This is a genomic window from Cloacibacterium sp. (assembly GCF_047601505.1).
Classification (GTDB): domain Bacteria; phylum Bacteroidota; class Bacteroidia; order Flavobacteriales; family Weeksellaceae; genus Cloacibacterium.
In genome coordinates, this window is sequence record NZ_JASGJD010000001.1 from 1,851,443 (window position 1) to 1,868,751 (window position 17,309).

Genomic DNA, 17,309 nt, shown 5'->3' on the forward strand with positions numbered 1-17,309 from the left:
AAATGAAAAGATTTACATCAATATTAGTAGTTTTATTCTGTATTAGCCATATTTCTATATTTGGACAAAGCACATCAAATATTCGTGAAATTACAATTGATTATAATGCTTCTGTTGGTAAATTTAATACCATGTTCAAAGAGAGTGTTGGCGCAGGTAGAGCTAATGAAGGGCTTCGTGCAGATTGGCAGCAGCAATTGGCGATGGTAAAAAAAGAATGCGATTTTAAATATATTAGAATGCATGGTTTGTTAACTGATGATATGGCTGTTTACAAAGAAGATGCTAAAGGAAACCCCGAATATAATTACCAATATATTGATGCTTTGTACGATTTTTTATTGAGTATCAAAGTAAAACCTTTTGTTGAATTAGGTTTTATGCCATCAGCTTTAGCAAGTGGAAATCAAACGATTTTCTGGTGGAGAGGAAATGTAACGCCACCAAAAGATTATAAAAAATGGGAAGATTTAATTCGTAATCTTACCCAACATTTTACAGAAAGATATGGAGTAGAAGAAGTGAAAACTTGGTATTTCGAAGTTTGGAACGAACCTAATCTTTCCCCAGGTTTTTGGACAGGAACTCAGCAAGATTATTTTAAATTATATCAACACACAGCAAAAGCTGTAAAAAGTGTAAATTCAGAATACAAAGTGGGAGGTCCTGCAACGGCAGGAGCAGCTTGGGTGCCAGAAACGATAGCATTTTGTGCGGAAAATAATGTGCCAATAGATTTTATTTCTACGCATTCTTATGGTGTGAAACAAGGTTTTTTAGATGAATTTGGTACTACAGGAACTATTCTTAACAAAGATGAATTCAGTGTGAGCGAAGATGTAATGAATTCTAGAAAACAAATTTCCGAATCTAAAATTCCTAATCTGGAACTTCACTATACAGAATGGAGTTCGTCTTACACTCCTGCAGACCCGTTTCACGATAGTTATCATTCGGCTTCATATATTCTTCAAAAACTTAAACAAGTTGGCTCAGCTGCCAATTCTATGTCTTATTGGGTTTTTACAGATATTTTTGAAGAAGCTGGACCAAGATTTACGCCTTTTCATGGTGGTTTTGGGTTGCTTAATACTCAAGGAATTAAAAAGCCAGCGTATTTTTCTTATGCTTTTTTAAATAAACTCGGAGAGACAGAACTGAAAAATTCAGACAAAAAATCTTGGGCTACAAAAGCTAAAGATGGTAGTGTGCAAGTTTTGTTTTGGGATTTTACCAATACGCTTCCAGACGATATTAACAATCAACAATACTATATAAAAGATTTGCCATCGAAATTTAAAGAAAAAACAAAAATCGAAATTAATGGTTTAGCAAAAGGCAATTACAATTTGGAAGTTTATAAAGTTGGGTACAAACAGAATGATGTTTTTACAGATTATATAGCCATGAATAAACCCAATCAATTAACAAAAGAACAAGTAAAAACTTTGAAACAGAAAAATAATGGCGAACCATTTTTCAAAGGAAAAATTAGCATAGATGCAAAAGGAAAATTCACCAAAAATTTTGACGTGAACGAAAATGATGTATTCCTTTTGGTAATTTCTAAGCAATAATTCAATATTAAAAATTATGAAAAAATTCTTAATAACAATAATTTTACTAACATTTCAAAATGTCTTTTCACAGAGCAATACCACCGAAATTGAGGTTTTGAAAAGTGATAAAACTACAGAAATTAATAAAAATATTTATGGGCATTTTGCCGAGCATCTCGGCAGATGTATCTATGACGGGATTTATGTAGGAGACAAAAGTCCTATTGCCAATACCAATGGTGTAAGAAACGATATTATAAAAGCTTTACAAGAACTTAAAGTTCCCAATCTTCGTTGGCCGGGAGGTTGTTTTGCAGATACTTATCATTGGAAAGATGGTATTGGAGCTAAAAACGAAAGACCAAGCATTGTAAATCGTTGGTGGGGAGGAACTACTGAAAATAATAGTTTCGGGACTCACGAATTTTTAGATTTATGCGAAATTTTAGGAACAGAACCATATTTGGCAGGGAATGTAGGAAGTGGCACTCCAAGAGAATTAGACGAATGGGTACAATATGTAAACTACAAACCCGGAAGTCCTATGGCGGATTTGAGAGTTAAAAACGGTAGAAAATCTCCTTGGAATGTTTCTATTTGGGGAGTTGGAAACGAAATGTGGGGCTGTGGAGGCAATATGACAGCAGAATATTATGTCAATTTATACAAACAATACGCCACTTTTATGCCTAGTGGAGATTCTAAACTTTTCAGAATTGCTTCTGGCGCAAATGGCGACGATTATCATTGGACAGAAGTTCTCATGAGAGACATCCCAAAATCTCTTATCGAAGGTGTTGCGATGCATTGGTACACGGTTATAGATTGGGCAAAAAAAGGTCATTCTACAAATTTTGACGAATCTGTTTACTTCGAATCTATGAAACAAGCGCTTAGAATGGAAGAATTGGTGACCAAACATTCTGAAATTATGGATAAATACGACCCTGAGAAAAAAGTTGCTTTAATAGTTGATGAATGGGGCGGCTGGTACGAACCAGATGATACTGCAAAATGGGGCGTGCTATATCAACAAAATACCATTAGAGATGCCATGATTGCAGGAGTTACACTCAATATTTTTAATAATCATGCAGACCGAGTGCGTGGTGCTAATTTGGCACAAGTTGTAAATGTTTTGCAATCTGTGATTTTAACAGATAAAGAAAAAATGCTTCTTACGCCTACTTATTATGTCATGAAAATGTATAATGTACACCAAGGCGCACAACTTATTCCTCTTAAAATAGAATCTCCAAAGTATGTTTTAGACAACAACGAATTGCCAGCCGTTTCGGTTTCAGCTTCAAAAGATAAAAACAATTTGGTTCATATTTCTTTGGTTAACATAGATTCTCAGAAACAAAATAAAGTTAAAATAAATGTACAACAATTGGGTCTTAAAAATATTTCTGGACAGATTTTAACATCACCAAAAATTACAGATTATAATTCTTTTGAAAACTCAGACAAAATAAAACCTGCCGTTTTTAAATCATTTACCATTAAAAATAATCAACTGGAAATTACTTTACCGCCTCATTCTGTGGTGGTTTTAGAAGGGAAATAGAAAAATATCAATCATTATGAACAAAGCAATATACTTCGCAGCAGCATTTGCATTTTTAACAAATGTACCTTTAAAAGCACAAAATCAATATAAATCAAACATTTCAAAAATGTATCAAGGAAAAGAAATCAATAATAAGTTCGATAAGGAAATTGCCAGATTATTGGTGCAAATGACTTTAGAAGAAAAAATAGGAATGCTCCACGGTAACAGCATGTTTACAACGGGAGGTGTAGAACGATTGGGAATTCCAGAGCTTAAAATGGCTGATGGACCTTTGGGTGTAAGAGAAGAAATTTCTAGAGACAGTTGGGCTCCTGCAGGTCTTACCAATGATTTTGCTACTTATTATCCAGCTGCTGGAGCTTTAGCAGCCACTTGGAATCCTAATTTGGCTTATACCTTCGGGAATAGCGTAGGACAAGAACTAAGAGCCAGAGACAAAGATATGTTGCTTTCTCCTGCCATCAATATTGTAAGAACTCCACTTGGAGGAAGAACTTATGAATACATGACCGAAGATCCATTTTTGAATAAAAAAATGACCGTTCCTATGGTTGTTGGTCTTCAAGATAATGATGTAATGGCTTGTGTAAAACACTTTGCAGCGAATAATCAAGAAACCAATAGAGATTTTGTAGATGTTCAAATTGATGAACGTACCCTTAGAGAAATTTATCTTCCTGCTTTTGAAGCAGCCGTAAAAGAAGGTAAAGCGTACAGTATTATGGGTGCTTACAATAAATTTAGAGGAGAATATTTGTGTGAAAACGATTATATGCTCAATAAGGTTTTAAGAGACGAATGGGGTTTCAAAGGTGTTGTGGTTTCAGATTGGGCTGCAGTACATACCACTGTAAAATCTTTAAAAAGTGGTTTAGATATAGAAATGGGAACTCCAAAACCATTTAATGAGTTTTTCTTGGCAGATAAATTACTAGCTGCCGTAAAAGCTGGAGAAATTTCAGAAAAAGAAATAGACCTTCATGTAGAAAGAATTTTGCGCACTTTATTCCAAGTAAAAGCAATGGGAGCAAATGATAGAGTGAAGGGAAGTATTGCCACAGAAGCTCATTACCAAGATGCTTATAAAATTGCAGCAGAATCTGTGGTTTTATTGAAAAATGACAACAATGCATTGCCTTTAAACCTAAATGGTATTAAATCTATTGCAGTAATTGGAAATAATGCTACTAAAAAAAATGCGCTTGGAGGTTTTGGTGCAGGGGTTAAAACAAAGAGAGAAGTTACGCCGTTAGAAGGTCTTAAAAACAGACTTCCTTCTTCTGTTAAAATTAATTATGCCGAAGGTTATTTAGAACGTTACGAAGAAAAAAATACGGGCAAATTAGGTGATATTACTTTGAATGGACCTGTAACCATAGATAAATTAGACGATGCTAAAGTGCAAGAAGCGGTAGAAGCAGCTAAAAATTCAGATATAGCCATTGTTTTCGCAGGTTCTAATCGTGATTATGAAACAGAAGCTTCAGACAGAAGAAGTCTTAAATTGCCTTTTGCACAAGAAGAATTAATTAAAAAAGTAGTTGAAGTTAATCCTAAAACTATTTTGGTAATGGTAGCAGGAGCTCCTTTTGATATTAAAGATATTAGTACAAAAACCAATGCTTTAGTTTGGAGTTGGTTCAATGGTTCTGAAGGAGGTAATGCCTTGGCAGACGTAATTTTAGGAAATGTAAATCCTTCTGGTAAATTACCTTGGACAATGCCAGTTGATATTAAAGATTCTCCGGCTCACGCTACCAATAGTTTCCCTGGCGATAAAACAGTAGAATACAAAGAAGGAATTTTGGTAGGTTACCGTTGGTTCGATACCAAAAAAGTAGAACCTCTTTATCCTTTTGGTTATGGTTTGTCTTATACCACTTTTAGTTTTGAAAAACCAACTACAGATAAAAAAGTATATCAAGAAAACGAAATGATTTCTGTGTCTGTATCAATTAAAAATACGGGTAAATTAGATGGTAAAGAAGTGGTGCAAGTATATGCTTCTAAACCAGATTCTAAAGTTTCTCGTGCAGCACAAGAACTGAAAGGTTTCCAAAAAGTATTGGCAAAAGCGGGTAAATCTGAATTGGTAACGATTAAAATTCCGGTAAAAGATTTAGCATTTTATAATGTTGATACTAAAAAATGGGAAGTAGAAAAAGGAAAATATATTTTGCATGTTGGTAATTCTTCTAGAAATAATAATCAGCAAATTTCAATAAATATTCATTAAAACTAAACAATACTATGAAAAATCATTTAATAAAAGTATTAGGATTTTTTACTCTTATCATCGCAATTTTTTCTTGCAGTAGTGATAGAGATTCTACAGAAACCCCAACGGTAGAAAATAAAGCAATTACAGCAAGTGAAACTTCTGTTTCAATTCCAGAAGCAGGAGGAACTTCTACTGTTAAAATTACCATGACGGGAAAAGAATGGGTAGCTGTTTCTAGCCAAGATTGGTGCAAACTTTCTGTTACCAATTCTTCTTCGGAATCTCAAGATGTAACGATTACGGTTCCTGCAAATCCAGATTTAATAGCAAGAGAAGCAACTCTTACTTTTGTGGCTGACGGAAGTTCGCAAAAATCTGTTAAAATTACGGTTTCTCAAGCGGGAAGAACAACTTTATATCCTAGTTACAATACCAATCCTATTGCTGCGGATGCTAGCGGAATGTCTAGCGATGCAATTACTTTAGCTTCAAAAATTAAATTAGGTTGGAATATTGGCAATGCTCTTGAAGCAACAGGTGGAGAAACTGCTTGGGGAAATCCTAAAACAACTAAAGCTCTTATTGATGTAGTAAAAGCAAATGGATTTAATGCGATAAGAATTCCTTGTTCTTGGAATCAATATTTAGAAAATTCTGCCAATGCTCAAATTAAAACCGAATGGTTAAACAGAGTAAAAGAAGTTGTAAAATATTGTGTTGATAATGATATGTACGTTATCCTGAATATCCATTGGGATGGCGGTTGGTTAGAAAACAATTGTACCGAAGCTAAAAAAGTAGAAAATAACGCCAAACAAAAAGCTTTTTGGGAACAAATTGCTACCAATCTTAGAGATTTTGACGAGCATCTTCTTTTTGCAAGTGCCAACGAACCAAATGTAGATGATGCTACACAAATGGCAGTTCTTAATTCTTACCATCAAACTTTTATTGATGCTGTGCGTTCTACTGGTGGTAAAAATGCTTACAGAAATTTAATTATTCAAGGTCCTGCTACAGATATTGAAAAAACCAATAAATTGATGACGACTTTGCCTACAGATAAATTAGCCAACAGATTAATGGTAGAAGTTCATTATTACACTCCATACCAATTCTGTTTGATGGAAAAAGATGCAGATTGGGGCAAAATGTTCTATTATTGGGGAGCTGGTTTTCACTCTACCACAGACACCGCACATAATGCAACTTGGGGCGAAGAAGCAGATGTAGATAAATTCTTCAAATCTATGAAAACTCAATTCGTGGATAAAGGAATTCCTGTAGTTTTAGGAGAATTTGGTGCTATAAGAAGAACTTCTTTAACAGGAGATGATCTTACTTTACACCTTAATTCTAGAGCTCATTATTTGAATTACGTAGTAAAACAAGCCAAAGCAAACGGTATGCTTCCATTTTATTGGGACGCTGGCGGAATGGGAGACAATGGTTCTGCTTTGTTCAATAGAAATAACAATACTGTTTTTGATTCTCAGGCTCTTACAGCTCTTGTAAATGGCTTAAAATAAATACTAAATACTCATAATATGATTAAAAGATGGTTTCTGTAAGTGGTTTTACTATTTTATATGAAATCATCTTTTTTAATTTATTAAATCAATGCTAAAATGAAAAAGCAGTTTACATTTTTATCAATTTTTTTGTTCTTGTTAGGATTTTCTAATGTTAAATTACCACTAATTTTTTCTGATGGAATGGTGTTTCAACGCAACAAAAAAATTCCGGTTTGGGGTTGGGCAGAAGCCAACGAAAAGATAGATTTACATTTCAATAAACAGCATAAAACCGTAATTACAGATGCCAACGGAAAATGGATGGTAAATTTAGACCCCGAAAATGCAGGCGGACCTTTTCAACTTACCGTTTCTGGTAAAAATAAAATCACCATTCAAGATATTTTGGTAGGCGAAGTTTGGATTTGCTCTGGGCAATCTAATATGGAGTTTCAAATGTATAAACTGCCAAATTTCAAAGCATTAAAAGAAAAAATTAATAATTCTGAGATTAGACAATTTGGTGTAGCTCAAGATTTAAGTGGTTCTCCAAAAGAACAATTAAAACAAGGAAAATGGCAATTGGCTAACAAAGAGAATTTAGCAGATTTTACCGCTGTTGGTTACTTTTTTGCCGAAAAATTAAACAAAGAACTTCATGTTCCTATTGGGATTATCAATACTTCTTGGGGCGGAACTTGCGTAGAAACGTGGACGAGTAGAGAAGCTTTCCAAAAAAGTGATGAATTCAAAGAAATGATTGCTCAGGTTCCTGTGGTAGATATGGATGCAATTTTCGAAAAATATAAAAAATCTGTTCTCGATAATATCCAAAAAATACAAGGTTTTGATGTTTCTAAAGCAAATGAAGAGCAATTTCATTTGGAAAATTTTGACGATTCTAAATGGCCAGAGATTAAGGTGCCTTCGCTTTGGGAAAATCAACAAATCGGAAATATTGATGGTGAAGTTTGGATGAGAAAATCCTTCGAAATATCTCCCGAACAAGCCAATAAAGAAGCAGTATTGTATCTTTCTAAAGTAGATGACGAAGATATAACTTACATTAACGGAGTGAAAATTGGAAGCATGAACCTTTGGGATTCTAAGAGAATTTATAAAATTCCTGCGGGAGTTTTGAAACAAGGTAGAAATACCATTGCCGTAAAAGTGATAGATTATACTGGTGGCGGAGGAATTTATGGAGATTCTGGAGATTTAAAAATTGAATTTAAAGATTCTAATATTCCTCTTTCAGGGCTTTGGAAATTTAATGTAGTGAAAGTGAAACTAGAAATTTCACCAAATAGTTATCCTTCGTTGTTGTACAATGCAATGATTCATCCTTTAATTCCTTATGCTTTCAATGGAGTTTTGTGGTATCAAGGCGAAGCCAATGTAACAAGAGCTAATCAATATAAAATTGCATTTCCACAGATGATTAACGATTGGAGAAACCAATGGAAACAAGGCGATTTTCCTTTTTATTTTGTGCAATTGGCAACCTACAATGAAAATAATGGAAATAGCAACTTTGGTAGCAAATGGGCAGAATTAAGAGAAGCTCAATCTGAAGCTTTGAAACTTAAAAACACAGGAATGTCTATTACCACAGATATTGGCGACCCAAAAGATATACATCCTACCAATAAATTAGATGTTGGCTTGAGATTAGCTGCAATTGCTTTAAACAAAACTTATGGTATTAAAACCGTTCCGTATTCAGGACCTGTTTACAAATCTAGTGAAGTGAAAGGTAATACAATAGTTTTAACTTTTGATTTCGTAGGAAAAGGTTTACAGCCCGAAAATCAATTAAAAGGTTTCGAAATTGCTGGCGAAGACAAAGTTTTTTATCCTGCTGTTGCGGTAATTCAAAATAATAAAGTAATAGTAAATAGCGATAAAGTGGCAAAACCTGTTTCCGTAAGATACAATTGGGCAGACGATGCTAGTGCTGGTAATCTTTATAATTTAGATAAATTGCCTGCAGCGCCTTTCAGAACAGATAATTGGGAACTTACAACTGCCAAAGAAAAATATACCATTAGCAAATAAGAAAAGTTGTAATCTTCTGTATTAATATTGAAAAAAGTTTAATATGAATTTTTCAAAAAGAATAATCTTACTATTATTAATTTTTGCAGGCTCGTTTTCAAAGATTTTGGCTCAATCTACTCATGTTTTATCTTACAATCAACCTGCAGAATTTTTTGAAGAAAGTTTGCTTTTGGGAAATGGGAAAATGGGAGCCACGATTTTTGGTGGAGTAGGTTTAGAAAAAATTTATTTGAATGACATTACCCTTTGGTCTGGCGAACCGGTTAATGCGAACATGAATTCTGAAGCTTACAAAAATATTTCTGCAATTAGAGAAGCTTTAAAAAACGAAAATTATCAACTAGCAGAAGAACTCAATAAGAAAATTCAAGGCAAAAATTCCGAATCTTATGCCCCTTTAGGAACGTTAGAAATTCATCATCAAAATTCAGAAAAATTTGAAAAATATTACAGAGAATTAGATGTTTCTACTGCAGTTTCAAAGGTAAATTATACAGTAAATGGAGTAAATTTTACTAGAGAATATTTTGTGTCAGCTCCTGATAAAATTTTGGTCATAAAGTTAACTTCAAGCAAAAAAGGAGCTTTAAATTTTACGTTAAATACCAATAGTTTGTTGAATTTTAAAACTGTAGTTGATGGTAATGTGTTCAAAATGAAAGGACGAGCGCCAATACATGAAAATGCAGGTTACGAAGTTCCTTCAGAATATTTAAAACAAAAGGAAAGAGGTACAAGATTTACTTCTTTGGTCAAAATTAAGAATGCAGACGGTTCTATAATTTCTGAAGCGGATAAAATTGGAGTGAAAAATGCTACAGAAGCAATAATATTTGTGTCTGTTGCCACCAGTTTTAATGGTTTTGATAAAAATCCTGAAACAGAAGGTTTGAATGATGAAAATATTGCAGAAGTTAATCTTAACAATGCTTTTAAAAAATCTTATCAAACTTTGAAAGCTTCTCATATCAAAGATTATCAGAAATTTTATAACAGAGTAAGTCTTAATTTTGGTGAAAGTACAGCTCCGAATTTGCCTACAGACGAGCGTTTGCTGAGGTATGCAGAAGGTAAAGAAGACAAAAATTTAGAAATTCTATATTTCAATTTTGGTAGATATTTGCTCATCAGCAGTTCTAGAACTTTAGGAGTTCCTGCCAATTTACAAGGTCTTTGGAATCATTATCTTTCGCCACCTTGGAGCAGTAATTATACCATGAATATTAACTTGGAAGAAAATTATTGGCTTGCCGAAAATACCAATCTTTCCGAATTGCATTTGCCATTATTGAGTTTCATTAAAAACCTTTCTGTAACAGGAAAAGTAACTGCGAAAACATTTTACGGAGTTGACAAAGGTTGGGCTGCAGCGCATAATTCTGATATTTGGGCAATGACGAATCCTGTTGGTCAATTTGGGAAAGAAGAACCAATGTGGGCTTGTTGGCCAATGGCAGGAGCGTGGCTCAGTACACATATTTGGGAGCATTATAGTTTTACTCAAAACAAAAAATTTTTAGAAAATGAAGGTTATCCTTTGATGAAAGGTGCCGCCGAATTTTGCATGAATTGGTTGGTGAAAGACAAAAAAGGTTTTTATATCACTTCGCCATCTACGTCTCCAGAAAATCAATATATTACACCAAATGGTTTTGTGGGAGCTACAACTTACGGCGGAACAGCAGATTTAGCCATGATAAGAGAATGTTTTGATAAAACCATCAAAGCAGCAAAGATTTTAAATAAAGACGAAGATTTTGTACAGCAGTTAGAATCTTATTTACAGAAATTATATCCTTATCAAATTGGTAAAAAAGGAAATCTACAAGAATGGTATTTTGATTGGGAAGACAAAGACCCAAAACACCGCCATCAGTCTCATTTATTCGGACTTTTTCCTGGTAATCATATCACACCAGATAAAACTCCAGATTTAGCAAAAGCTTCAAAAACAACTTTAGAAATAAAAGGCGACGAAACTACGGGCTGGTCTAAAGGTTGGCGCATCAATCTTTGGGCAAGATTGTGGGAAGGAAATAGAGCCTACAAAATGTACAGAGAATTGCTAAGATATGTAGTTCCTGATAACAAAAAAACTGAAAATCCCAGACGTGGAGGTGGTACTTATCCTAATTTATTAGATGCGCATCCGCCATTTCAAATTGATGGAAATTTTGGTGGAACAGCAGCGGTTGCTGAGATGTTGTTGCAGTCTGATGGAGATGAAATAAGACTTTTACCAGCGTTGCCAGATGCGTGGAGTAGTGGTTCTGTAAAAGGATTGTGTGCAAGAGGTGGTTTTGAAATTTCTATGACTTGGAAAGATAAAAAATTGCAAAAACTAACCATTTTATCCAAAAATGGAGGGGAAACAACTTTAATAAGCGGTGAAAAAAGCAAAAAAATAGCTTTAAAAAAAGGAAAACAGATTGAGATTGTTTGGTAAATCTAATTGATGTTGGAAGGTAGCTACTTTAATAATTTTGTTTTTTTAGAAGTTTTAGGTGATAAAAATGGGTGTTTTTTAACTGTAAAACATGATACTTTTTTAACATTTTGGGATATTATTTTACAAATTTTTGTATTTAAAAAGAAAAAAAAGAATAAATATTTTATGTAAGCAATTTTGCTTATCATTATTTTGGAGATAACCTATTGTTTTATGCATAATTAACAAATAATAGAAGTGTTTAAGAATCAATAGTTTTTATATTTTAATTTTTATTTATTAGATAGCTTATCATAAAATTTATGTAATGCTAATCATTGAAAAATGATAACTAAAGTGTTGATATGCAGTAAGTCATGATAGAAATATTTTTTTATTTCGTTTAGATTTTTATATTTGTTGTATTACTTATTTTTAATAAAGAGATGAATTCTAATTTTATACATACCTATATGTCTGTTGACTGTGTGGTGTTCGGTTTTGATTATGATAACAGACTCAATATTTTGTTGGTAAAGAGACGTTTGAACGACGACTCAGAAGAAAAACAAAGCAAATTACCGGGCAGTTTAATATTTAGTAATGAAGACGTAGATGAATCAGCACAGCGAGTTCTGTTTGAATTAACCGGAATTAAAAAGATGGTGCTGAAACAGTTTAGATGTTTTGCAGACCCCAATAGAGCAAGTAATCCTGATGATATAAAATGGATGAGCAAAGAGTACAAGCCAGATATTGATAGGATTATCACCGTAGCCTATTTGTCTTTGTGTAAAATAGACCATAAAATTAATAGTTTGAAATACGTAACGGGAGATTGGTGCCCCATAGATAAAATTCCTGCTTTGCCTTTTGACCATAATAAAATTATTAATGAGTCTTTAATAGAAATCAGAAAATGGATAGAATCAGACTTTTCAATCGTATTTGAATTGCTGCCAAAAAAATTTACCATCAGACAATTATATCAACTGTATAGCGCATTGAGTGAGAAGAGAATTGATAAGAAAAATTTTCATAAAAAGATTTCATCATTCAATTATATCGTTCCATTAGAAGAAATAGAGTCTAATGTAGCCCATAGAGCAGCAAGATATTACAAATTTGACAGTAAAATATTCAAGAAAAGTAATAATAAATTATTAAAATAAACAGACAATATATGTATTTGCTAGGATATGACATAGGAAGTTCTTCAGTAAAAGTATGTTTGATAGAGGCATCAAGCGGTAAAATAATCGCGTCCGATTATTCGCCAAAGAAGGAGATGAAGATAATTGCAGAAAATGTAGGCTGGGCAGAGCAAAACCCAACAGATTGGTGGATAAATTTAAAATTAGCCCACGAATCAGTATTAAATAAATCAGGAATCAACCCCGAAGACATAAAAGCCATAGGTATTACATGGCAAATGCACGGATTAATCTTGGTAGATAAAGACCAGAATTTGTTGAGACCATCAATAATATGGTGCGACAGCCGAGCCGTACCTTTTGGCGAAAAAGCATTGCAATCGATTGGAGAAAAAAAGTGTCTTTCGTATCTTTTGAACTCACCAGGTAATTTTACCGCATCAAAATTAGCATGGGTAAAAGAAAACGAGCCAGAAATTTTCGAGAAAATTGATAAAATCATGCTTCCCGGCGATTACATAGCCATGAAGCTAAGTGGCGAGACAGGCATAACAATAGAAGGTTTATCCGAAGGGATTTTTTGGGATTTTAAAAACAATTGCATCTCAGAAGACGTATTAAATTATTTTGGCATTCCGAAAAGCTTTTTCCCAGAGATTGTACCGACGTTTGGAATTCAGGCAACCGTTTCAGTAAGTGCAGCCGCAGAATTAGGATTAAAAGAAGGCACTCCAATTTCATATAGAGCAGGCGATCAACCCAATAATGCGCTTTCACTTAATGTTTTCAATCCCGGAGAAATAGCATCAACAGCAGGAACTTCAGGCGTTGTGTATGGCGTTTTAGACCAGTTAGATTATGACGAAAAATCTAGAGTCAACACTTTTGCACACGTTAATCATACGTTAGAACAAACCAGATTAGGCGTTTTATTGTGCATCAACGGAACAGGAATTTTAAATTCTTGGCTTAAAAATAATTTTGCCACCTCACTTTCCTCTTATGGAGATATGAATGAATTGGCATCACTTTCCCCTATAGGTTCAAAAGGCTTGAGTATCATTCCATTTGGAAATGGCGCCGAAAGAGTTTTAGAAAATAAGGAAGTAGATTGTTCCTTAAACGGAATCAATTTTAATATTCACACCAAAGGAGACGTTTTGCGTGCCGCCCAAGAAGGAATCGTCTTTTCTTACGAATACGGAATGAATATTATGAGAAACATGGGCATGAATATTCAAGTGATAAGAGCAGGCAATGCCAATATGTTTTTGAGTTCAATCTTCAGACAAACCTTATCGAGCATAAGCAACGCCGTGATAGAATTATACGATACAGACGGAGCAGCCGGAGCAGCAAGAGCCGCAGGATTGGGAGTGGGCTTTTATGCCAATACCAACGAAGCCTTTTCAGCATTAGAAAAAATAGCCATAATAGAACCAGAAGTTGATAAGAAAGAGCAATATCAAGAAGCCTACAACAGATGGACCAATTATCTCGAGAAGATGCTTTAGTTAAAAAAAGGACAAAGCAATTAATGAGAATTAAACAATAAAAAAATAAACAAAAAAATATAATTAAATCCACAGAATCATGGAAGTTTTAAAAGGAACAAAAGAGTTTTTTCCTAGTGTACAGGAAATAAAATTTGAAGGAAAAGAAAGCACCAATCCTTTAGCATTTAGATATTATGAAGCCAACAGAATCGTAATGGGCAAACCAATGAAAGAATGGTTAAGATTCGCAATGGCATGGTGGCATACCTTGTGTGCAAATGGAAGTGATCCATTCGGAGGAGCTACCATTCATCATCCATGGGATATGGGTTCAGATGCAGTATCAAGAGCTAAATATAAATTAGATGCAGGATTTGAATTTATGAAAAAAGTAGGATTTGAATACTATTGTTTTCATGATGTAGATTTAGTAGATGCAGGAAAAAGTTGGGCAGAATACGAATCAAATTTACAAGGAGCTGTAGAATATGCCAAAGAAAAACAAGCCGAAACAGGAATTAAACTCCTTTGGGGCACTGCCAATGTTTTTACACACGAAAGATACATGAACGGCGCATCTACCAATCCAAATTTTGATGTGTTGGCATGCGCAGGAACTCAGGTTAAAAACGCAATAGATGCTACCATTGCATTAGGAGGAGAAAACTACGTATTCTGGGGAGGAAGAGAAGGTTATATGAGCCTATTAAATACCAATATGAAACGCGAAAAAGAGCATTTGGCTAAGTTTTTAACGATGGCAAGAGATTATGCACGTTCACAAGGATTCAAAGGAACTTTCCTTATCGAACCAAAACCAATGGAACCAACCAAACACCAGTACGATTACGATACAGAAACCGTAATTGGATTTATTAAAAATTATGGATTAGAAAATGATTTTAAAGTAAATATAGAAGTAAACCACGCCACATTAGCAGGACATACTTTCGAACACGAATTACAAGTAGCTGTAGATGCAGGTTTATTAGGAAGCATAGATGCCAACAGAGGAGATAGCCAAAACGGTTGGGATACAGACCAATTCCCGATAGATTATTATGATTTAGCGCAAGCATGGTTGGTAATTCTACAAGGTGGAGGTTTAAAAACAGGTGGAGTAAATTTCGATGCAAAAATCAGAAGAAACTCTACCGATGCAGAAGATTTATTCATTGCACATGTATCAGGAATGGATGTATTCGCGAAAGGGCTATTGGTAGCAGCAGATATTTTAGAAAAATCAGATTACAAAAAACTAAGAACCGAGAGATATGCATCATTTGATGCAGGCAACGGAAAAGCTTTTGAAGAAGGAAAACTAACTTTAGAAGATTTAAGAAAAATCGCCCACGAATCAAGAGAACCAGTAGCGAAAAGTGGTAAGCAAGAACTCTTTGAAGCGATTGTAAACATGTACATATAAGCTTTCTGAAAGCTCAAATAATATGAATCAATTATAATTTATTACCCATTTAATAATTTCACATAATAATTCTAAATCTTTTATTTCGATTAATTTTTTAGAATAACTATTTTGTTTTTAGTGTTTATAGAAATAAGATAATTATGTGAAATTATTTAAAAAAAACAACTAAGGCTATGGAAAAACAAGCTAATAAAGCTTATATATTTGGCATAACGCTTATTGCAACATTAGGCGGATTGCTTTTTGGATACGATACGGCAGTAATTTCAGGGACTGTAGAATCACTAAGACACTTTTTTATAGAACCACTTCATTTGTCTCTAAACGAAGCCAATGCCATGGAAGGTTTTGTAGTGAGTAGCGCACTTATAGGATGTGTAATAGGAGCTGCTGTAGCAGGATGGATTAGCCAAAAATTTGGAAGAAAAAAGACTTTATTTGTTGCAGCCTTATTGTTTTTATTTGCAGCAATAGGTTCAGCATGGCCAGAAATGGGATTTCACATGCCAGATTCTAAAGACCACACTTTTGTTTATTTCTTTGTTTTTTACAGAGTTATCGGCGGAATAGGAGTAGGAATAGCATCAATGGTTTCGCCAATGTATATTGCAGAAATTGCGCCACCATCAAAGAGAGGAAGTTTGGTGGCACTTAATCAGTTTGCCATTATTTTTGGGATGTTGGTGGTATATTTTGTGAATTATTTCATCGCAAAACAAGGAGATGCAGAATGGCTTCATCAGACTGGTTGGAGATGGATGTTTGCTTCTTTGGCTATACCTTCAGGGTTATTTTTCATTCTGTTGTTTTTCGCACCAGAAACGCCAAGATGGTTGGTAATGAAAGGCAGAAAAAGCGAAGCTTCATTAATTTTAGAAAAATTAGTAGGAACTTCAGAATCTCAAAAAGAACTTACCGAGATAGAAAAAAGTTTCAGCAACGAAGGAGAAGCTTCTATGAAACCATATTATCGTTTTATGTTAACATGGCTCATTCTTTTTGCTGTTGGAGTTTTAGGTTTATCAATTTCGGGAGTTTCTAGTGCGTTAGAAATTTCAATGATTGTTAGTTTTTTAATTGCATTGTACGTTCCGATAAAATCTTACGGTTTTGGAATCATCATTACCGGAGTTTTACTTTCTGCATTCCAGCAATTTGTAGGGATAAATGTAGTATTGTATTACGCTCCGGAAATTTTCAAAAGCATGGGTTCTGGTACAGATTCCGCATTGTTACAAACCATTGTAGTAGGTTTTGTAAACCTTGCTTTCACGGTATTGGCAATACTTACTGTTGACCGTTTTGGAAGAAAACCTTTATTAATTATTGGTGCATTGGTAATGGCTGTTTCTATGATGATTTTAGGAACATCTTTTTCACAAAATCTATCAGGAACGTTAAAACTTATTTGTATGCTAGCTTACACGGCTGGTTTTGCAATGTCTTGGGGACCAGTTTGCTGGGTAATGTTGGCAGAGGTTTTTCCAAATTCTGTGCGTTCTGTGGTAATGTCTGTAGCTGTAGCAGCACAATGGGTTTCTAATTTCCTTATTTCGTGGACTTTCCCAATCATGGATAAAAATGAAACTTTAGTAAGTAACTTCAATCACGGATTTGCGTATTGGGTTTATGGAATTTTAGCATTTATAGCTGCCATTTTTGTATGGAAGAAAGTTCCCGAAACAAAGGGAAAATCCTTAGAAGACATGGAAAAAATCTGGAAAAAGTAAATTTAAAAATTGAAAATCTTTTTCAGAATATCAAATAGAATAAATTTCTATTAAAATTATTGAATTGTTTCCTTTATATAAAGGTTTTTAGATGATTTTCTGCTTTTGAGTAATCTGAAAGTCAGTTTTTTGACGATTAAT

At 34.0% G+C, this 17,309-nt stretch carries 10 protein-coding genes; all 10 read left to right on the forward strand.

Features of this window, described 5'->3' with window-relative positions; genetic code table 11:
- Nucleotides 1-2 precede the first annotated feature (2 nt).
- Nucleotides 3-1,577 (forward strand): GH39 family glycosyl hydrolase, encoded by a 1,575-nt coding sequence (locus QM746_RS08585; protein WP_414983837.1) that lies wholly within the window; start codon nucleotides 3-5, stop codon nucleotides 1,575-1,577.
- 16 nt (nucleotides 1,578-1,593) lie between these two features.
- Nucleotides 1,594-3,129, forward strand: a complete 1,536-nt coding sequence (locus QM746_RS08590; protein WP_414983838.1) for an alpha-N-arabinofuranosidase — start codon at nucleotides 1,594-1,596, stop codon at nucleotides 3,127-3,129.
- Nucleotides 3,130-3,145: 16 nt separating this feature from the next.
- Nucleotides 3,146-5,371 carry a beta-glucosidase family protein gene (locus QM746_RS08595; RefSeq protein ID WP_414983839.1) on the forward strand — a complete coding sequence of 742 codons (2,226 nt, stop codon included), beginning with the start codon at nucleotides 3,146-3,148 and terminating at the stop codon, nucleotides 5,369-5,371.
- A 14-nt stretch (nucleotides 5,372-5,385) separates the two neighbouring features.
- Nucleotides 5,386-6,885 carry a cellulase family glycosylhydrolase gene (locus QM746_RS08600; protein ID WP_414983840.1) on the forward strand — a complete coding sequence of 500 codons (1,500 nt, stop codon included), beginning with the start codon at nucleotides 5,386-5,388 and terminating at the stop codon, nucleotides 6,883-6,885.
- Between the two features lie 99 nt (nucleotides 6,886-6,984).
- Complete coding sequence (locus QM746_RS08605; protein ID WP_414983841.1) at nucleotides 6,985-8,928, forward strand: sialate O-acetylesterase; 1,944 nt, start codon at nucleotides 6,985-6,987, stop codon at nucleotides 8,926-8,928.
- A 43-nt stretch (nucleotides 8,929-8,971) separates the two neighbouring features.
- Nucleotides 8,972-11,377 (forward strand): glycosyl hydrolase family 95 catalytic domain-containing protein, encoded by a 2,406-nt coding sequence (locus QM746_RS08610; RefSeq protein ID WP_414983842.1) that lies wholly within the window; start codon nucleotides 8,972-8,974, stop codon nucleotides 11,375-11,377.
- Nucleotides 11,378-11,805: 428 nt separating this feature from the next.
- Entirely contained in the window at nucleotides 11,806-12,531 is a 726-nt protein-coding gene (locus tag QM746_RS08615; protein WP_414983843.1) for an NUDIX hydrolase, read from the forward strand.
- Between the two features lie 11 nt (nucleotides 12,532-12,542).
- Entirely contained in the window at nucleotides 12,543-14,027 is a 1,485-nt protein-coding gene (locus tag QM746_RS08620; RefSeq protein ID WP_414983844.1) for a xylulokinase, read from the forward strand.
- 79 nt (nucleotides 14,028-14,106) lie between these two features.
- Entirely contained in the window at nucleotides 14,107-15,435 is a 1,329-nt protein-coding gene (xylA, locus tag QM746_RS08625; protein WP_414983845.1) for a xylose isomerase, read from the forward strand.
- A gap of 176 nt (nucleotides 15,436-15,611) precedes the next feature.
- Nucleotides 15,612-17,168 carry a D-xylose transporter XylE gene (gene xylE / locus QM746_RS08630; protein ID WP_414983846.1) on the forward strand — a complete coding sequence of 519 codons (1,557 nt, stop codon included), beginning with the start codon at nucleotides 15,612-15,614 and terminating at the stop codon, nucleotides 17,166-17,168.
- Nucleotides 17,169-17,309 lie beyond the last annotated feature (141 nt).

Bases quoted from the DNA above. Each gene is read 5' to 3' on its own strand.
- QM746_RS08585 (WP_414983837.1), top strand. From the start codon at position 3: ATGAAAAGATTTACATCAATATTAGTAGTTTTATTCTGTATTAGCCAT.
- QM746_RS08590 (WP_414983838.1), top strand. From the start codon at position 1,594: ATGAAAAAATTCTTAATAACAATAATTTTACTAACATTTCAAAATGTC.
- QM746_RS08595 (WP_414983839.1), top strand. From the start codon at position 3,146: ATGAACAAAGCAATATACTTCGCAGCAGCATTTGCATTTTTAACAAAT.
- QM746_RS08600 (WP_414983840.1), top strand. From the start codon at position 5,386: ATGAAAAATCATTTAATAAAAGTATTAGGATTTTTTACTCTTATCATC.
- QM746_RS08605 (WP_414983841.1), top strand. From the start codon at position 6,985: ATGAAAAAGCAGTTTACATTTTTATCAATTTTTTTGTTCTTGTTAGGA.
- QM746_RS08610 (WP_414983842.1), top strand. From the start codon at position 8,972: ATGAATTTTTCAAAAAGAATAATCTTACTATTATTAATTTTTGCAGGC.
- QM746_RS08615 (WP_414983843.1), top strand. From the start codon at position 11,806: ATGAATTCTAATTTTATACATACCTATATGTCTGTTGACTGTGTGGTG.
- QM746_RS08620 (WP_414983844.1), top strand. From the start codon at position 12,543: ATGTATTTGCTAGGATATGACATAGGAAGTTCTTCAGTAAAAGTATGT.
- xylA (WP_414983845.1), top strand. From the start codon at position 14,107: ATGGAAGTTTTAAAAGGAACAAAAGAGTTTTTTCCTAGTGTACAGGAA.
- xylE (WP_414983846.1), top strand. From the start codon at position 15,612: ATGGAAAAACAAGCTAATAAAGCTTATATATTTGGCATAACGCTTATT.